The organism is Arthrobacter sp. KUASC02, assembly GCF_059739395.1.
In genome coordinates, this window is the sequence record NZ_AP046053.1 from 2062088 (window position 1) to 2078395 (window position 16308).

16 protein-coding genes and 1 riboswitch are annotated in these 16308 nt (G+C 65.6%); of the genes, 13 read left to right on the forward strand and 3 right to left on the reverse strand.

Features of this window, described 5'->3' with window-relative positions; genetic code table 11:
• The first annotated feature begins 12 nt into the window (after nucleotides 1-12).
• Nucleotides 13-1227, forward strand: coding sequence for a signal recognition particle-docking protein FtsY (gene ftsY / locus AC6JAC_RS09400; protein WP_028271651.1), 1215 nt, complete (start codon nucleotides 13-15; stop codon nucleotides 1225-1227).
• Between the two features lie 26 nt (nucleotides 1228-1253).
• On the opposite strand, the gene AC6JAC_RS09405 is transcribed toward ftsY, so the two are convergent.
• The gene (locus AC6JAC_RS09405) at nucleotides 1254-2399 is read right to left on the reverse strand and encodes an MFS transporter (RefSeq protein ID WP_051628958.1); all 1146 of its coding nucleotides are present in this window, start codon (nucleotides 2397-2399) and stop codon (nucleotides 1254-1256) included.
• A gap of 354 nt (nucleotides 2400-2753) precedes the next feature.
• On the opposite strand from AC6JAC_RS09405, the gene AC6JAC_RS09410 reads away from it, so the two are divergent.
• Nucleotides 2754-4106, forward strand: a complete 1353-nt coding sequence (locus AC6JAC_RS09410; RefSeq protein ID WP_028271653.1) for an ammonium transporter — start codon at nucleotides 2754-2756, stop codon at nucleotides 4104-4106.
• Nucleotides 4103-4441, forward strand: coding sequence for a P-II family nitrogen regulator (locus AC6JAC_RS09415; protein WP_011692333.1), 339 nt, complete (start codon nucleotides 4103-4105; stop codon nucleotides 4439-4441). Before AC6JAC_RS09410 ends, AC6JAC_RS09415 begins: the two co-directional genes overlap by 4 nt.
• Before the next feature lie 157 nt (nucleotides 4442-4598).
• On the opposite strand, the gene AC6JAC_RS09420 is transcribed toward AC6JAC_RS09415, so the two are convergent.
• Nucleotides 4599-5987: a glucose-6-phosphate dehydrogenase gene (locus AC6JAC_RS09420; protein ID WP_028271654.1), complete on the reverse strand. Its 1389-nt coding sequence runs from the start codon at nucleotides 5985-5987 to the stop codon at nucleotides 4599-4601.
• A gap of 151 nt (nucleotides 5988-6138) precedes the next feature.
• Here AC6JAC_RS09420 and ffh point away from each other — a divergent pair, with 151 nt between their 5' ends.
• Nucleotides 6139-7731: a signal recognition particle protein gene (ffh, locus tag AC6JAC_RS09425; RefSeq protein ID WP_028271655.1), complete on the forward strand. Its 1593-nt coding sequence runs from the start codon at nucleotides 6139-6141 to the stop codon at nucleotides 7729-7731.
• Between the two features lie 96 nt (nucleotides 7732-7827).
• The gene (locus tag AC6JAC_RS09430) at nucleotides 7828-8562 is read left to right on the forward strand and encodes an alpha/beta fold hydrolase (protein WP_028271656.1); all 735 of its coding nucleotides are present in this window, start codon (nucleotides 7828-7830) and stop codon (nucleotides 8560-8562) included.
• Here AC6JAC_RS09430 and thiC read toward each other — a convergent pair.
• A complete protein-coding gene (thiC, locus tag AC6JAC_RS09435; protein ID WP_028271657.1) occupies nucleotides 8531-10417 on the reverse strand; it encodes a phosphomethylpyrimidine synthase ThiC in 1887 nt (628 codons plus the stop codon). The two genes, AC6JAC_RS09430 and thiC, sit on opposite strands and share 32 nt — an antisense overlap.
• Nucleotides 10412-10519, reverse strand: a riboswitch (TPP riboswitch). Its footprint overlaps the gene before it by 6 nt.
• A gap of 83 nt (nucleotides 10520-10602) precedes the next feature.
• Between thiC and AC6JAC_RS09440 the strand changes: the two genes are divergently transcribed.
• From AC6JAC_RS09440 to rplS, 8 genes are all read left to right on the forward strand, one after another.
• Nucleotides 10603-11691, forward strand: coding sequence for an amidohydrolase family protein (locus AC6JAC_RS09440; protein WP_028271658.1), 1089 nt, complete (start codon nucleotides 10603-10605; stop codon nucleotides 11689-11691).
• A 78-nt stretch (nucleotides 11692-11769) separates the two neighbouring features.
• Nucleotides 11770-12645: a VOC family protein gene (locus AC6JAC_RS09445; protein ID WP_028271659.1), complete on the forward strand. Its 876-nt coding sequence runs from the start codon at nucleotides 11770-11772 to the stop codon at nucleotides 12643-12645.
• Between the two features lie 112 nt (nucleotides 12646-12757).
• Complete coding sequence (locus AC6JAC_RS09450; RefSeq protein WP_028271660.1) at nucleotides 12758-13195, forward strand: hypothetical protein; 438 nt, start codon at nucleotides 12758-12760, stop codon at nucleotides 13193-13195.
• Between the two features lie 184 nt (nucleotides 13196-13379).
• Entirely contained in the window at nucleotides 13380-13802 is a 423-nt protein-coding gene (gene rpsP / locus AC6JAC_RS09455) for a 30S ribosomal protein S16 (protein WP_028271661.1), read from the forward strand.
• Nucleotide 13803: 1 nt separating this feature from the next.
• The gene (locus AC6JAC_RS09460; RefSeq protein ID WP_011692324.1) at nucleotides 13804-14046 is read left to right on the forward strand and encodes an RNA-binding protein; all 243 of its coding nucleotides are present in this window, start codon (nucleotides 13804-13806) and stop codon (nucleotides 14044-14046) included.
• Nucleotides 14047-14214: 168 nt separating this feature from the next.
• Nucleotides 14215-14790: a ribosome maturation factor RimM gene (rimM, locus tag AC6JAC_RS09465; protein ID WP_028271662.1), complete on the forward strand. Its 576-nt coding sequence runs from the start codon at nucleotides 14215-14217 to the stop codon at nucleotides 14788-14790.
• Nucleotides 14791-15615, forward strand: coding sequence for a tRNA (guanosine(37)-N1)-methyltransferase TrmD (gene trmD / locus AC6JAC_RS09470; RefSeq protein WP_028271663.1), 825 nt, complete (start codon nucleotides 14791-14793; stop codon nucleotides 15613-15615). It begins immediately after the preceding gene.
• 255 nt (nucleotides 15616-15870) lie between these two features.
• On the forward strand, nucleotides 15871-16230 hold the full coding sequence (rplS, locus tag AC6JAC_RS09475; protein WP_011692321.1) for a 50S ribosomal protein L19: 360 nt from the start codon (nucleotides 15871-15873) through the stop codon (nucleotides 16228-16230).
• Nucleotides 16231-16308 lie beyond the last annotated feature (78 nt).

Genomic DNA, 16308 nt, shown 5'->3' on the forward strand with positions numbered 1-16308 from the left:
GAAGCTAGGGGAGTGAATGACATCCTCCCCATTATCCTTGCCATCCTCGCTGCCCTGGTGGTCGTTGGCGGACTGATCCCGGTCCTCCTGAAGACCCGCCGGAACATCACGAAGTACCCGGGCACCCGCGACGCCAACGATCCTGTCGAACCCGTGCGCGGCGCGGGCGGAACGCTGGTGGAGGACCGCCCGGCGGTGACAACCGAGCGCCAGGCGCCAGCCGCCGTCGACCTCGAAGGACTGGAACCGGCCGAGGTCCCGGACGAGGCGGCGGGGCTTGAAACCATTGCTGTCGAAACTCCGCTGCCGGTTGCCGGACGGCTGACCCGGCTCCGTGAACGCCTTGTCAGGTCCAACAACATCCTCGGCAAGGGCCTGCTCGCGCTCTTGTCCAGCGACAAGATTGACGAAGACGTCTGGGACGAAGTCGAAGAAACCCTCCTGCTGGCGGATCTTGGCACCGCACCGACCATCCAGCTGGTGGACGCCCTCCGGGAACGCGTCAAGGTGCTGGGGACACGGACCCCCGAGCAGGTCAAGGCCCTGCTTCGCGAAGAATTGATCAAGCTCGTGGACCCGACCATGGACCGCAGCCTCCGCACCGAACGCCACGCTGACAAGCCCTCCGTCATGATGGTGGTCGGTGTCAACGGCGTAGGAAAAACCACCACCGTGGGCAAGCTCGCGCGCGTCCTTGTGGCCGAAGACAAGGACGTCCTGCTGGGCGCTGCGGACACGTTCCGTGCCGCAGCCGCCGAACAGCTCGCCACGTGGGGCCAGCGCGTCGGCGTTCCCACCGTGAAGTCCGACGTCGACGGCGCCGACCCCGCCTCAGTCGCCTATGAAGCGGTCAAGGCAGGAATCGACCAGGAGGTCGACGTCGTGATGATCGACACCGCCGGCCGGCTGCAGAACAAAGTCGGGCTGATGGACGAGCTCGGCAAGGTCAAGCGCGTCATCGAGAAGCTGGCCGAAGTGGACGAGGTCCTTCTGGTGCTGGATGCCACCACCGGACAGAACGGCCTGAACCAGGCCCGCGTGTTTTCCGAGGTCGTCAACATCACCGGCATCGTGCTCACCAAACTGGACGGCACCGCCAAGGGCGGCATCGTGGTGGCAATCCAGAAGACGCTCGGGGTTCCGGTCAAGCTGATCGGGCTGGGCGAAGGCGCGGACGACCTCGCACCGTTCGACGCCGAGAGCTTCGTGGACGCGCTGCTGAACTAGGTGCGCTGCTGAACTACGTGCACTGCTCAGGCAGGCCTATGGACGGTCTCCCGCGCGAAGAGCCAGCCGGCGGCAGCCACGATCAGCACACCACCGGTCACGCCGAAGGCCCAGCCATACCCTAACCGGTCCGCGAGCACACCGGCGAGGACGGGGCCGACGATGGCACCCGCGTCGGACATCATCTGGAAGACCGCCAGCACCCGGCCGCCGGAGCGCCCGTTGCCGATCACGTCGGCAATGGCGGCCTGCTGTGCCGGACCCAGCAGGCCGGAACCTATTCCGGCGACGGCGGAGGCCGCCAGGAACCAGGTCATGTCGTGGGTCAACCCGATTCCCGCCGTCGCCACGCCCGTCAGGACCAAACCGGCAATCATCAGGGGCTTGCGTCCCAGGCTGTCAGCAAGTTTCCCCGAGACTGTCAGTGCCGCGGCGTTGCCGCCGGCAAAGACGGCCAGCGCCCAGCCCGCCGCAGCCGGCCCCCCACCCAGCGCCGCCACGGCGAAGAGCGGCACCGTGGCCATGCGCACACCGAACGTAGCCCAGCCGTTGGCGAAGCTGGAAAAGAGTCCAGCACGGTAGGCACTGTCCTGCATCGCCTCGCCCAGCCCCATCGCCGGCCCGGTGCCGCCGTCCTTCCGTGATTTCCCCGGCACATGGCTGAGCTGGGTCTGGACCACCAGTGCCGCCAGGACCAGCGCGGCCGCGTACGCCAGGAACGGGATGCGCAGGCCGAAGCCGGCGAGCAATCCGCCGACGATGGGGCCGCAGACGTTGCCGATGAGGAAAGCGGAAGCGTAGGCGCCGGAAACCCTTCCGCGGCTTTCCGGCGGTGCCAGCCGAACCACCAGGGCCATGGATGCGACCGTGAACATCACCGAGCCCGCGCCGCCCAGTCCCCGGAAAATGAGCAGCTGCCAATAGTCCTGGGCGAACGCGCACGCCGCAGTTGAGACGGCCACGATCAACAGGCCGGCAACATAGACGGGACGTTCGCCCAGCTTCACGATCAACGCGCCGCCGGCAGGCGCGAACAGCAGCCGCATGAAGGCAAAAATGCTCACAATGACGGCGGCGGCAGTTGCTCCGACGTCGAAGGTGGTGGCGAATTGGGGCAACACAGGCGCCACCAGCCCGAAACCAAGCGCAATCAGGAAGGCTGCGACCAGCATCACCTTAATATCGCGCGGAAGGCGTGTGCCGGCAGCCTGTGCTGCGGGGCCGGGGTGGCCTGGTGGGCCGCCATTTCGGCCGGGCAAGGCCTTACCGGGGCGGAAACGATCGTTCATGGTGCCGTTGTCCTTGCGGAGTGCTGTGGAGGGCGTTTGGGACTGGTGAAACATAACCGTAACAAGTGAGATATGCACCATTTACTTCCGGGAGGTTCTTGTAACAACCCGGACATCTAATTCCTCCGCCGGCGAAACACAGCCCGGCAAAAATCTTCTTAGAACGCAAATAGGCGTTGGGCATGCGGAGAACTCCGCGGGATCAACAAAGCATCTAGGCAAGGGAGGACGTGCACCATGGAACTTACCGCAGGTCACGTATGGCTTATGGTTGCGGCGGCACTTGTGCTGTTCATGACACCAGGGCTGGCATTTTTCTACGGCGGCATGACGCGTGCGAAAGCCGCGCTGAACATGATGATGATGAGCTTCATCTCCATCGGCATGGTCGGTGTGGTGTGGGTACTCTGGGGCGCATCCATGAGCTCCGGCGAAGGCTTCATACAGATCGTCGGCAACCCGTTCGCAACGTTCGGACTCGAGGGAATCACCACCCCGGACGGACTCATCAAGGTCGGCTACGCAGCAACCTTCGCCATCATCACAGTGGCACTGATCAGCGGCGCCATCGCGGACCGTGCAAAGTTCGGCGCTTGGACCGTGTTCGTCCCGGTCTGGGTCACGCTGGTTTACTGCCCGATCGCCTACATGGTCTGGGGCGGAGGCCTCTTCGGGCCTGAAGGCGCAGTCGGCAAGGCTCTCGGTCCTGCCATTGACTTCGCCGGTGGCACCGTGGTGCACATCAATGCCGGTGTGGCCGCACTCATTCTCGTTTTGATCATCGGCAACCGCAGGGGCTTCGGCAAGGACCCGAACCACCGCCCGCACAACATCCCGTTCGTAATGCTCGGTGCAGCGATCCTGTGGTTTGGCTGGTTCGGCTTCAACGGCGGCGCAGCAACCACGGCGGAACAGGGCGGCCTGATCTGGGTCAACACCCTCGCCGCACCGGCAGCTGCCATGCTCGGCTGGCTCATCACCGAACGCATCCGCGACGGCCACCCCACGTCACTGGGCGCAGCTTCCGGCGTGGTGGCCGGCCTGGTCGCCATCACCCCGGCTTGTGCAAACGTCAGCCCGATCGGCGCGCTGGGCCTCGGCGTCGTCGCCGGTGTGGCCTCCGCCCTGGCAGTCGGCCTGAAGTTCCGCTGGGGCTTCGATGACTCACTGGACGTTGTCGGCGTCCACCTCGTCTCGGGCGTTATCGGTACCGTGGCACTCGGCTTCATCGCCCTCCCGGTTGAAGGTGTCGGTGGCGGCCTGTTCTACGGCGGCGGACTGACCCAGCTGTGGGCCCAGCTCGCAGCGGCGGGCATTGCCATCGCCTACTCGGCCGTCCTGACGACCGTGATCGCACTGGCCATCCACAAGACCATGGGCTTCCGCGTCTCCCAGGAGCAGGAAGTTGTGGGCGTGGACCTCAGCCTGCACGCAGAAACTGCCTACGAATTCGGCGTCGGCGGCCACGGCGGGAGCTTCCAGCCGCTGCATGAACTGATCACCGGCAAGCAGGGCGAGGAGTCCGCTCCGGTAGCCGAAGACGGCAAGAAGACTGACGCAGCAACAGGTAAGGAAAGTGTGGGGGCATGAAACTGATCACAGCAATCGTCCGGCCGGAAAAGCTCGACTCCATCCGGGAGGGGCTCGAATCCTATGGCGTGCAGGGCCTCACGGTCAGCGCCGCCAGCGGGTACGGCAGGCAGCGCGGGTACACCGAGGTGTACCGCGGGGCTGAGTACAACGTGGACCTGCTTCCCAAGATCCGCGTTGAGGTCCTGGCCACGGACGAACAGGCGGACGACATCCTGGATGTCATCATCGCCAGCTCCAACACAGGCCGTGCCGGTGACGGCAAGGTCTGGACGGTGGACGTCTTTGAAGCTGTAAGGGTACGAACGGGTGAACGCGGCTCAGCCGCCATCTAGCCGACGGCCAGCCCAATGAGCTTTGCCTCAAGCGGGCCCGGCACCTGACAAGGTGCCGGGCCCGCTTTTGCGTTGTGAACCGCTGCGTTGCGAAGAACTGCGTTGGGAACCGCTGTGTTGGGAACAGTTACCTTGGTAACGGCGGCGCTGGGAGCACCTAGGCCGGCCAGCCCTCGGGACCGGACGTTCCGGCCGCGTATTCCTCCATGGGAACGCTGCCGCGTTCCCATGCCTTGATCACCGGCTCAATGATCCGCCAGCAGTCCTCGGCGGTGTCCGCCCGCACTGAGAGCAGCGGATCGCCGGTGAGGACGCCCTCGAGCACTTCGCCGTACGGCAGCAGGTCGGAAGCGCTGAGTTCGGCGTTGAGCGTTACGCGGTCGAGGCTCAGGACGTTGCCGGGGCCGTTCACGTCGACGTCGAACTGCAGGGTGTCGGGTCCGAACCCGATCCGGAGCTGGTTAGGCGAGTCGACGCCGGTGAATCCTGCGGGCAGGTGCGGCACTGGCTTGAAGGTGACAACTGCCTCCTTGCGTTTTGCTCCGAGCGCCTTGCCGGAACGGAGGATGAAGGGGACACCCTGCCACCGCCAGTTGTCGATGCCCACCTGCACCTCCGCGAGTGTTTCGGTGTTCCTGGCCGCGTCCACGCCTGCTTCCTTGACATAGTCGGGGACCTGCCTGCCGTCGATGGACCCGGCGGTGTATCGGGCCCGCCGCGTGTTCGCGCGGTAGGGGGCCTTGATGCTGCTGGCGCGCAGGAGGGTGGCCACAGCGTCGCGGAGATCGCGCTCATCGACGGTTGCCGGCGGCTCGATGGCCATCAGGGCCATGATCTGCAGCAGGTGGCTCTGGATCATGTCACGGAGCGCGCCGGCGGCGTCGTAGTAGCGTGCGCGGCCTTCCAGCGCCAGGTCCTCATCAAAGATGATCTCCACCTTCTCGATGTAATCGCGGTTCCAGACCGGCTCCAGGAAGGTGTTGGCGAAGCGCAGGCCGAGGATGTTGAGCACCGTCGCCTTGCCCAGGAAGTGGTCCACCCGGTGGATGTGGTCCTCCGGGACCAGCGCCGCCAGGGTCACGTTGAGGTGGCGGGCGGAATCCTCACTGGAGCCGAACGGCTTTTCCATCACCAGGCGCGTGCCGGCGGGCACGTCCTCCGGGGCCAGCACTTCGCAGGCTTTTTGGCTGACGTGGGGCGGAAGGGCGAAGTACACGGCCACCGGGGCTTCGAGGCCGGACAGCAGGGAGGCAAGTCCGCCGGGGGCAGTCACGTCAAGCTGGTGATACGACGTTGACCCCGCAATCCGCTTGAGTTCGCGCTTGCCGGCGGCGTCCGCCTGGGAGTTCGAGTCGGCAAAGGACGTCTCCACACGTTCAAGCCATTGCTCCCGGGTCCAGGGATCCGACCCTGCCCCCACGAGCGTCAGCCCGTCGGCGCGGCCCCGGGCGGCCAGCCGTGCGAGCCCCGGCAGGAGCAGCCGGCCGGTAAGATCCCCTGACGCACCAAGGATGAGCAGGGTTTTTACAGTTGTTTGGGTGGCCATCCTGCCAGCATGCCATCTTGAAGGGCTGTCTTGGTACCCTAGATAGTCGAGTCCCGTTGTCGAGGCAGTTGGTCCAGGCCAACAACAGTCACGACTCTGGCGAGCCGCACCGGCCGCCAGCTGTAGATCCACTGAAAGAAGTGCACGGCGCGTGTTCAATTCACTCTCTGACCGGTTGACAGCAACCTTCAAGAATCTCCGCGGCAAGGGCCGCCTCACCGAGGCGGACGTTGACGCCACGGTCCGCGAGATCCGGCGGGCCCTCCTGGACGCCGACGTTGCTGTGCCAGTGGTCCGCGAGTTCACGGGCCGGGTGCGCGAGCGTGCCCTGGGCGCCGAGGTCTCCGGTGCGTTGAACCCCAGCCAGCAGATCGTCAAGATCGTCAACGAGGAACTCGTAGAGATCCTGGGCGGCGAAACCCGGCGCATCCGGCTGGCCAAGACCGGCCCCACCATCATCATGCTCGCGGGCCTTCAGGGTGCCGGCAAAACCACCCTCGCCGGCAAACTCTCCAAGTGGCTGAAGTCCCAGGGCCACAGCCCCATGCTCGTGGCATGCGACCTCCAGCGGCCCAACGCCGTAACCCAGCTCCAGGTGGTCGGCCAGCGCGCCGGAGTTCCCGTCTTCGCCCCGCACCCGGGTGCCACGTCCACCGAACTGGACCATCCTGCGGGCGACCCCGTGGCGGTTGCCCGCGCCGGTGTCGAGGAAGCGCGGCAGAAGCTCCACGACGTCGTCATCGTTGACACCGCCGGACGACTTGGCGTGGACGCCGACATGATGGAGCAGGCGCGCCAGATCCGCCGCGCCATCGTGCCGAACGAAGTGCTCTTCGTCATCGACTCCATGATCGGCCAGGACGCCGTCAACACGGCGCTCGCTTTCGATGAAGGCGTCAACTTCACCGGCATCGTTCTCTCAAAGCTCGACGGCGACGCCCGCGGCGGTGCCGCCCTGTCCGTTGCGTCGGTCACCGGCAAGCCGGTCATGTTCGCCTCCACCGGCGAAGGCGTTGACGACTTTGAGCTGTTCCACCCGGACCGCATGGCGTCCCGCATCCTCGACATGGGCGATGTCCTCACCCTGATCGAGCAGGCGGAAAAGTCCTGGGACAAGGACGAAGCGGCGCGGATGGCGAAGAAGTTCGCCGACCAGGAAGACTTCACCCTCGACGACTTCCTCGCCCAGATGCAGCAGATCCGCAACATGGGCTCCATGAAGAAAATGCTCATGATGATGCCGGGCGCGCAGAACATCCGCCAGCAACTGGAGCAGTTCGACGAACGCGAAATCGACCGCGTGGAAGCGATCGTCCGTTCCATGACGCCGCACGAACGCGTGGCCCCGAAAATCATCAACGGATCACGCCGGGCCCGCATCGCCAAGGGGTCGGGCATGCATGTGTCGGACGTCAACGGCCTGCTGGAGCGGTTTGCCCAGGCGCAGAAGATGATGAAGAAGATGGCAGCCGGCGGCGGAATGCCCGGCATGCCGGGGATGCCGGGCATGGGCGGCGGCGCGGGAGGTGCCCGCAAGGGCGCCAAGAACGCGCCCAAGAAGAAGGCCAAGTCGGGAAACCCGGCCAAGGCAGCCCAGGAGCTCCGCGAGGCGGAGGCCCGGCGTGCCAACGCCGGAAAGGCACTGCCCACCGGTGCCGCCTTCGGCCAGCAGGGAGCGGATTTCGATCCGTCCCAGCTCAACCTGCCCAAGGGCTTCGACAAGTTCCTCGGCGGGAGCAAGTAAGTTACCGGCAGGGCAGTCTTCCGCGCGGGCAACGTGATTGTCGGCCGGTTCAATGTCGCCCGCCGAATTATCCGGCCATTGCCATAGGGTTGGGGCATGTTTAAGCAGCGCGTAGTGTTCGTCCACGGTTCGGGGGCCTTCGGGTCCGCCGCGTGGCCCAAGCAGCACGGCATGGCACTTGCCTATGACGCACTGTTCCTGCGCCGCTACGGCTTTGACCCGGTGGCGGAACCTCTTGAGTCGGACTTCCAGGCCGACGCCCGGATTGTGCTGGCCGCTTTGGCGGATGAAGGCCGCGGCGCTGCCGGCGGTCATGTGGTGGCCCATTCCCAGGGCGCCATCGCGGCGATGATGGCGGCTGTGGAGCGCCCGGACCTGGTGCACTCCCTCACCCTGGTGGAGCCCGCGTGCCTGTCGCTGACCGCCGAACTGCCCGCGACGGCAGCGCACCGGTCCCTGATGCAGCCCCTATTCGATGTGCGGCACCAGCTGGGCGACGACGACTTCCAGCGGGAGTTCGTCCGGCGCGCATTTTCCGTTCACAGCGACGGCCCGGCCACACCGGAAGCGCTCAACAGCGCCCGCAGGCTCCGGCTGCAGGCGCCCCCGTGGGAGGCGCCGCTGGAGATCGTCCCGGGAGTCCCTACGCTTGTGCTCACCGGCGGCTGGGAGCCGCTGTACGAGGAGATTGCCGGGTACCTGCGCGAAACCGGTGCCCTGCACCGCGTTGCAGCGGGCGGGCACCGGCCTCAGGACTCCGTGGAGGGAGACCGGTTCATCCGGTCATTTATTGCAGAGGTCAGCCGGCGTCAGCACTCACAGGCGTCTTAGCGGCGCCTTCACCCGCTGTGGCATTGCGCAGGTCCGGCTGTTCCTGGCGGGGAAGCTGCAGTTCCGGAAGGTAGACCTTGCCGCCGGCTGCCAGGAATTCGTTGCTCTTCTCCCGCATGCCTGCCGCCATCTCGGCCAGGGCGGTCTGGGCTTCGGCTGAACCGTATTCGTCCCGGATGTCCTGGCTGATGCGCATGGAGCAGAACTTGGGCCCGCACATGGAGCAGAAATGCGCAGTCTTTGCCGGTTCCGCCGGCAGCGTCTCGTCATGGAAGGCCTCAGCCGTGACAGGGTCCAGAGACAGGGCAAACTGGTCCCGCCAGCGGAATTCGAACCGGGCCTTGGACAGGGCGTCGTCACGTTCATGGGCCCCCGGGTGGCCCTTGGCGAGGTCGGCGGCGTGGGCGGCGATCTTGTAAGTGATCACACCGGTCTTCACGTCGTCCTTGTTCGGCAGCCCCAGGTGTTCCTTGGGTGTGACGTAACAGAGCATGGCCGTGCCGTAACGGGCGATTTCCGTGGCGCCGATGGCTGACGTGATGTGGTCGTAGCCGGGAGCTATGTCCGTGACCAGCGGCCCGAGCGTGTAAAAGGGTGCTCCCTTGCAGAGTTCCTGCTGGCGCTCCACGTTTTCCCTGACAAGGTGGAACGGCACATGTCCGGGGCCCTCCACCATCACCTGCACATCGAATTCCCAGGCGCGCTGCGTCAGCTCAGCCAACGTATCCAGCTCTGCGAACTGCGCGGCGTCGTTTGCGTCCGCCGTCGCGCCGGGCCGCAGCCCGTCGCCAAGCGAGAACGCAACGTCGTACTTGGCGAAGATCTCGCACAGTTCGTCGAAGTGCGTGTACAGGAAGTTTTCCTGATGGTGGGCCAGGCACCAGCCCGCCATGATGGATCCTCCGCGTGAGACGATGCCGGTGACGCGGTTGGCCGTCAGCGGTACGTAGCGCAGCAGGACTCCGGCGTGGATGGTCATGTAGTCCACACCCTGTTCGCACTGCTCGATGACGGTGTCGCGGAAAATTTCCCACGTCAGTTTGTTGGCCTCGCCGTTGACCTTCTCCAAGGCCTGGTAGATGGGCACGGTGCCGATCGGCACCGGCGAGTTGCGGATGATCCATTCCCGGGTGGTGTGGATGTCGTCTCCGGTGGACAGGTCCATCACCGTGTCTGCACCCCACTGGGTGGCCCACTGCAGCTTGTCGACCTCCTCGGCGATGGAACTGGTAACAGCCGAGTTGCCGATGTTGGCGTTGATCTTCACGAGGAAGGCCTTGCCGATGATCATCGGCTCGGACTCCGGGTGGTTGATGTTGTTGGGGATGATGGCTCGGCCCGCGGCAACTTCGCTGCGCACCAGCTCAACATCGCAGTTTTCCCGTAGCGCGACGAACTGCATTTCGGGAGTCACCACGCCCTGCCGGGCGTAGTGCATCTGGGTGACGGTGCGGCCCGCGACCGCACGGCGGGGCACCGGCTGCGCGCCCTTCCACTCCGCGGACGCAGCGCCCCGGCGCACGGCCGACTTGCCGTCGTCGAGGAGGTTCCGTTCCCTGCCGCTGTACGGCTCGGTGTCCGCCCTGGATTCAATCCACCGGGTCCTGAACGGTTCCAATCCCACCACCGGATCGCTGCCGGGCCCTGCTGTCCGGTAGACCCGGAAGGGCGGGTTGGCCGCGCCCCCCGGCGAATCCTCCAGGGCAATTTCGGTCACCGGCACCCGGATCCCGGTGGCCTCGTCGGCGATGAACGCCAGTGAATGGGACTTCAGGGACTGCGTTTCATGAGTGCCCGCCTGGCTGGCGGCGGACCCATTTTGGGCAGGGTTCAGCTGTGTTTCTGGTGTATTCACGGAATACTCACTTCCTTCGCCGGCATTACCCGGACAGGTTCGACGGTCGCAGGCCGCGTCAGCCCGATCTCAGCCCCTGCAGGGGCACCCGTGTGGTCGTAGACGAAGCTACCACAGGCCCGGGCAGCCTCCACGTCACACGAGGTTCACATCCACGACCCGGAACCGCGGTCTAGGCTGGAGGCATGCGTGGAATCATCGAATTCACCGGGACCGTGCTGACCGCCCCCGACCAGGAACGGGACGGCCTTTGGGCCCTGGACGGCAGGCTGACATTCACCCGGCCGGCCGCTCCGCCGGACGTGGTGCTGGACGGCTGGGTGCTTCCGGGCCTCGTGGACGCACATTGTCACATCGGCCTTGGACCCGACGGGGATGTGTCCGAGTCCATCGCCGAAGAGCAGGCCGTGACAGACCTTGAGGCCGGCACGCTGCTGGTCCGCGACGCCGGAGCGGTGCATGACACGCGGTGGATCCAGCAGCGTCCGGAGCTGCCGCGGATCATCCGGGCGGGACGCCACATTGCCAGGACCTGCCGCTACCTGCGCGGATTCGCCATTGAAGTCGAGCCGGACGGACTGGTCGAAGCCGTGCGGAAGCAGGCGCGCGCGGGTGACGGCTGGGTCAAGCTCGTGGGGGACTGGATCGACCGCGGCGCCGGCGACCTCGCGGCGTCGTTCCCGGCCGCCGTGGTGCGGGATGCCGTCCGCGCCGCCCACGATGAAGGTGCCCGGGTGACCGCGCACTGTTTCGCCGAAGACACGCTGGATGACATGCTCGACGCCGGCATCGACTGCATCGAACACGGCACCGGACTCCTCCCGCGGCACATACCGCGCTTCGTGGAACAGCGCGTCCCTATTGTTCCCACGCTGATCAACATTGCAACGTTCCCGGACATCGCGGCCCGGGCGGAAGCGAAGTTTCCGGTGTATGCCGCACACATGCGCGCCTTGTGGCAGCGGCGGAACGAGCGGATTGTGGAAGCCTTCGAAGCGGGTGTGCCGATCTACGCCGGGACGGATGCGGGCAGCGTCATCGGCCATGGCCGGATCGTGGACGAGATCCAGGCGCTCCACACCGCCGGCCTGCCGGCGGCGGCGGCGCTGGACGCGGCGTCGTGGGGCGCCCGGAAGTGGCTCGGAGCGGAGGGTATCGCCGAGGGTGCCAGCGCCGACGTCGTACTGTGCGAACAGGACCCCAGGATCAGTCCGGAAACGCTGCGGAACCTGGCGCACATCATTCTTCGGGGACGTCGGCTCCGCCAGGAATAAATTGAAGGTTCAAGTAATTTATTCTATGTAAGCGTCACCGGAGGACCGGCGGCAGAGTTTCGGGAGTTTGGAGTTGCCATGACCACAGAATCCAGCAGCAAGGACCTGCTGCCGGCGGATCTCGCCATGGGCACGGTGATGCTCAAGGTCGGGGACATGAAGCTGATGACGGACTATTACCAGCGCGCGCTCGGGCTGGAAGTCGTGGCTGAGCAGGACGGCGGCGTGTACCTTGGCCGGCGCGGAACGCCCCTGGTCCATCTGGCACCCGCCCCCGGGCTCAACCTTCCGGCCCGGGGTGAAGCCGGACTGTTCCACACCGCCCTGCTCTTCGAAGACAGGCCGTCGCTCGCTGCCACGGTGGCTTCGGCGGCCCGGTATGAGCCGCGGCTGTTCACCGGCAGCGCCGACCACCTCGTCAGTGAGGCCTTCTACTTCAGCGACCCCGAGGGCAACGGCATCGAGCTGTACTGGGACCGTCCCCGCAGTGACTGGTCCTGGGAGGGGACCAGCGTGGTCATGGACAGCCTTGCCCTCCCGCCGCAGCGGTTCCTGCAGGAATTCCTCACTGAGGAAGCGGTAAGCGGCCAGCGTGAGTCCCATGCCGGCGTCGGCCACGTCCATCTTCAGGTGGGCGATGTCCGGTCGGCCCATGACTTCTACGTGGGCACTCTTGGTTTCGAGAAAACCGCCGGATGGCACGGGCAGGCACTGTTCGTCTCCGCCGGCGGCTACCACCACCACATGGCAATGAATGTCTGGAACAGCCGCGGAGCGGGGCCCCGGAAGGACACCTTGGGCTTGGGCGAAGTCCTGATCGAAGTGCCGGGAACGGACGACGTCGGCGCACTCGCCGACCGTTTGCGGGTTGCCGGTGTGGCGTCGCACCACACCGGAGTGGAGCTGCGGTTCGAGGATCCGTGGCGCAACCGGATCCGCGTCGCCGTCCGCTGAGGCGTCGCTGACCTGCGCGTCCTTCTGCGTTAGGCTGATTCCGGACGTCCGGGGCAGCTGTAAAGGTGCCCGGCGGGACCATCGCAGCGCCGACGGAGTGAGGATGATTTCCATGGGTTTTACTGAAATCTTTGTTTCCACCCACGATGAGGCGCTCAAGCGCGCGGGGGCACTTGAGGGCGGCGGGCCCGCGGCTCCTGACTCGCTGCGGATTCCGGACATCAGCGATTTCGAGATTGAGCAGCTCGGCGACCTGGCCGGAGCGGCCGTGCACGCGGCCGGCGCGGACTATGAACTCGCCATGGTGGACGTGGCCAGTGATTCCCTCTTGGGCGTACCGCCGGCCATGGTCCGGGCGCTCGCGGAACTCCTCAGCTACGAGATCGAGGGCGAGGGCAACGTTCTGGAGGATGTTGCCGCCAGGTGGGCGGCCGAGGAGGACATGCCCTTCGGCTCCGAGGAGGCCCTTGGCTATGTCCAGCGGCTCGCGCAGATGGCCGGCAGCGTGGACGCCAACGCCCGGACCGGCCTGTACGTTTGGTCGGCCTGACCGGGCCGCCGGGTGTCAAGTCGAAATCCCGGCGCTGATCTGGCACAATGAACAGGTACTTGATCTGCGTGGCCCCTCTCTCCGCGTCCGGATCTTGTCCTTTTAGAACCCCCTAGTACGGCCCGCCCCACGGGTGCAGAACGCCGGGCTCGACCCCGTTTCAGAAACAGGAGTGACCACAAAAGTGGCCGTAAAGATTCGCCTTAAGCGCTTCGGCAAGATGCGCGCACCGTACTACCGCATCGTTGTCATGGACGCACGCTCCAAGCGTGACGGCCGTGCGATCGAAGAGATCGGCAAGTACCACCCCACCGAAGAGCCCTCGTACATCGAGGTTGACACGGACCGTGCCCAGTACTGGCTCGGAGTCGGCGCACAGCCGTCCGAGCAGGTTGCCGCGATCCTCAAGATCACCGGTGACTGGCAGAAGTTCAAGGGTCTCCCCGGCCAGGAGGGCACCTTGAAGACCAAGGCTCCCAAGGCTGCCTTCGTTACCCCGGAAAAGGGTTCCGTGATCATCCCGGAAGCCATCACCAAGAAGGCCAAGAAGGACGAAGCAGCCGAAGCTTCCACCGAAGCTGAAGCAGAGACCACCGAGGCTGAGTAAATTGCTGGCAGAAGCGCTCGAACACCTTGTCCGCGGGATCGTTGACAGTCCTGAGGACGTCAAGGTCAGCGCCAAGAACAACCGCCGCGGGGACACCCTCGAGGTGCGAGTTCACCAGGATGACCTCGGACGGGTGATCGGTCGTCAGGGCCGCACGGCACGCGCACTGCGCACTGTCGTTGCGGCGCTGGCCGGCGGCGAACAGGTTAGGGTCGACGTCGTCGACACCGACCGCCGCCGGTAAACGCCCCGCACTATTTGTCTCAAGTCCGGCCCCTTCACCAGATTATGGTGGAGGGGCCGGACTGTTTTCAGGAAGAACCCGGCGCGGCGGCGGGCGCGCGGTGGAGCGAGTCCCCGCAACCGGCCGCAGTAAAACCAGTACAGAACGAATCCCGGAACAGAGGAACAGATGCAGCTTCAGGTGGCACGAATCGGCAAACCGCACGGCATCCGCGGCGAAGTGACCGTCCAGGTCCTGACCGATGCGCCGGAGGACCGCTTCGTTCCGGGCACGGAATTCGTGGTTGAGCCCGCCTCGGTCGGAACGCTGACCGTGGACAGTGCACGCTGGAACAAGGACATCCTGCTGCTGGGATTCGAGGGCGTCGAGACGCGCAACCAGGCTGAGGCCCTGCGCGGCGCCCGGCTGTTCATCGAGACGGAAGAGCTCGACGAGGACGACGACGAAGGCTGGTACGAGCACGAGCTCGTCGGCCTCGAGGTCCGCGTGGGCGACACCGTCGTCGGCAAGGTCTCCGGGCTCCGTACCATGCCGGTCCAGGACCTGATTGTGGTGGAGGCGGCGGGCGGCAAGGAGATCCTGATTCCCTTCGTCGAGGAGATCGTGCCCGAGGTCAACGTGGGGGAGAAGTACATCCTGGTCACCCCGCCGCCCGGGCTGTTCGAGATCAACGTTGAGGATTCCGGGGACGATGAGTCCGGCGCAACAGGGCAGGGCAAGTCTGAGGCCGGGGACAACGCCTAAATGAGGATCGACGTCGTCAGCATCTTCCCGGAGTACCTCGCGCCCCTGGAACTTTCCCTTATCGGGAAGGCCCGCCAGGACGGCCTGTTGGACCTGAACGTCCACGACCTCCGGGACTTCACCACGGACAAGCACAGGTCGGTGGACGACACCCCCTACGGCGGCGGCGCCGGCATGGTGATGAAAGCGGAACCATGGGCGCAGGCGCTCAGCTCGGTGGCCGCAGCCAGGGACGATGCCACCGACCGGAAGCCGGTGCTGATTGTCCCGTCACCGGCGGGCGAACGGTTCACCCAGGCACTGGCGCACGAACTGGCCGAGGAGGACCAGCTGATCTTCGCCTGCGGCCGGTACGAGGGCATCGACGAGCGGGTCATAGAGTGGGCGGAAGAGCACTTCACGGTCCGGCCCATGAGCCTGGGTGACTACGTCCTCAACGGAGGCGAAGTAGCCGTGCTGGCTATGACCGAAGCCATCGTCCGGCTTCTTCCCGGCGTTGTCGGCAACCCGGAATCGCTCGTTGAAGAGTCGCACTCGGACGGCCTGCTGGAGTACCCCGTGTACACCAAGCCCTCCACCTGGCGGGACCGCGACGTTCCGCCCGTCCTGTTGAGCGGCAACCACGGCAAGATTGCCCAGTGGCGCCGCCACGAGCAGTACCGCCGTACGGCGCAACGCCGCCCCGATCTGCTGGCCGAGTTCGACGCCGGCAAGCTTCCCCGCGCGGACCGCACCGCGCTCGGGGATCTGGGGTACGACGTCGTCGACGGTCGCCTCAGGCGCCGCCCGTCCGAGGGCGGGAACGGCACTCCGGCGGAAGACTGACAGAGGTTCCGCCGGCGCCTCGTCCCAGGCAGGACCGGATTAGCCGGAATCCTCCGGATGTGGCAAAATTAGTCCTTGTGCCTGCTGGGTGCGCACCTGCCACAGGGGGAGCGTCACCAACAGCCCGGCACCCCGGCGCCTTCAAGCAGTGAAGGGGCCGGATCAGAAAACTTTCGGCGGTGATTCCGGGCAAGTCCCGGCTTGGCCGTCGTGACCCAAAGTGGATGACCTGTGGCGTTCACCAGGAGTGGATCAATGCATATCCTCGATACCGTAGATGCAGCCTCGCTGCGCACCGATGTTCCCCAGTTCCGTGCGGGTGACACCCTCAAGGTTCACGTGAACATCATCGAAGGCAAGAACTCCCGTGTCCAGGTATTCCAGGGCTTTGTCCTGGGCCGTCAGGGTGACGGCATCCGCGAAACCTTCACGGTCCGCAAGGTCTCCTTCGGTGTCGGCGTAGAGCGTACCTTCCCGGTACACTCCCCGATCATCGACAAGATCGAGGTCGTCACCAAGGGTGACGTCCGCCGCGCCAAGCTTTACTACATGCGTGCACTGCGCGGTAAGGCTGCGAAGATCAAGGAAAAGCGCGACTTCAGCACCGCCAAGTAAGTCCTCCGGACTTCCACGGCAGGTTCAGAACCCGGATCCGGCCCGCGCCGGAGCTCTTCCGCAACAGCGCCACAGGAT

Excerpts from the sequence above, each read along its gene's own strand:
- AC6JAC_RS09405 (WP_051628958.1), bottom strand. The coding sequence starts at position 2,399 with ATGCTGGTCGCAGCCTTCCTGATTGCGCTTGGTTTCGGGCTGGTGGCG.
- AC6JAC_RS09445 (WP_028271659.1), top strand. The coding sequence starts at position 11,770 with ATGACCACAGAATCCAGCAGCAAGGACCTGCTGCCGGCGGATCTCGCC.
- rplS (WP_011692321.1), top strand. The coding sequence starts at position 15,871 with ATGCATATCCTCGATACCGTAGATGCAGCCTCGCTGCGCACCGATGTT.
- AC6JAC_RS09440 (WP_028271658.1), top strand. The coding sequence starts at position 10,603 with ATGCGTGGAATCATCGAATTCACCGGGACCGTGCTGACCGCCCCCGAC.
- rimM (WP_028271662.1), top strand. The coding sequence starts at position 14,215 with ATGCAGCTTCAGGTGGCACGAATCGGCAAACCGCACGGCATCCGCGGC.
- AC6JAC_RS09410 (WP_028271653.1), top strand. The coding sequence starts at position 2,754 with ATGGAACTTACCGCAGGTCACGTATGGCTTATGGTTGCGGCGGCACTT.
- AC6JAC_RS09420 (WP_028271654.1), bottom strand. The coding sequence starts at position 5,987 with ATGGCCACCCAAACAACTGTAAAAACCCTGCTCATCCTTGGTGCGTCA.
- AC6JAC_RS09450 (WP_028271660.1), top strand. The coding sequence starts at position 12,758 with ATGGGTTTTACTGAAATCTTTGTTTCCACCCACGATGAGGCGCTCAAG.
- trmD (WP_028271663.1), top strand. The coding sequence starts at position 14,791 with ATGAGGATCGACGTCGTCAGCATCTTCCCGGAGTACCTCGCGCCCCTG.
- AC6JAC_RS09415 (WP_011692333.1), top strand. The coding sequence starts at position 4,103 with ATGAAACTGATCACAGCAATCGTCCGGCCGGAAAAGCTCGACTCCATC.
- AC6JAC_RS09430 (WP_028271656.1), top strand. The coding sequence starts at position 7,828 with ATGTTTAAGCAGCGCGTAGTGTTCGTCCACGGTTCGGGGGCCTTCGGG.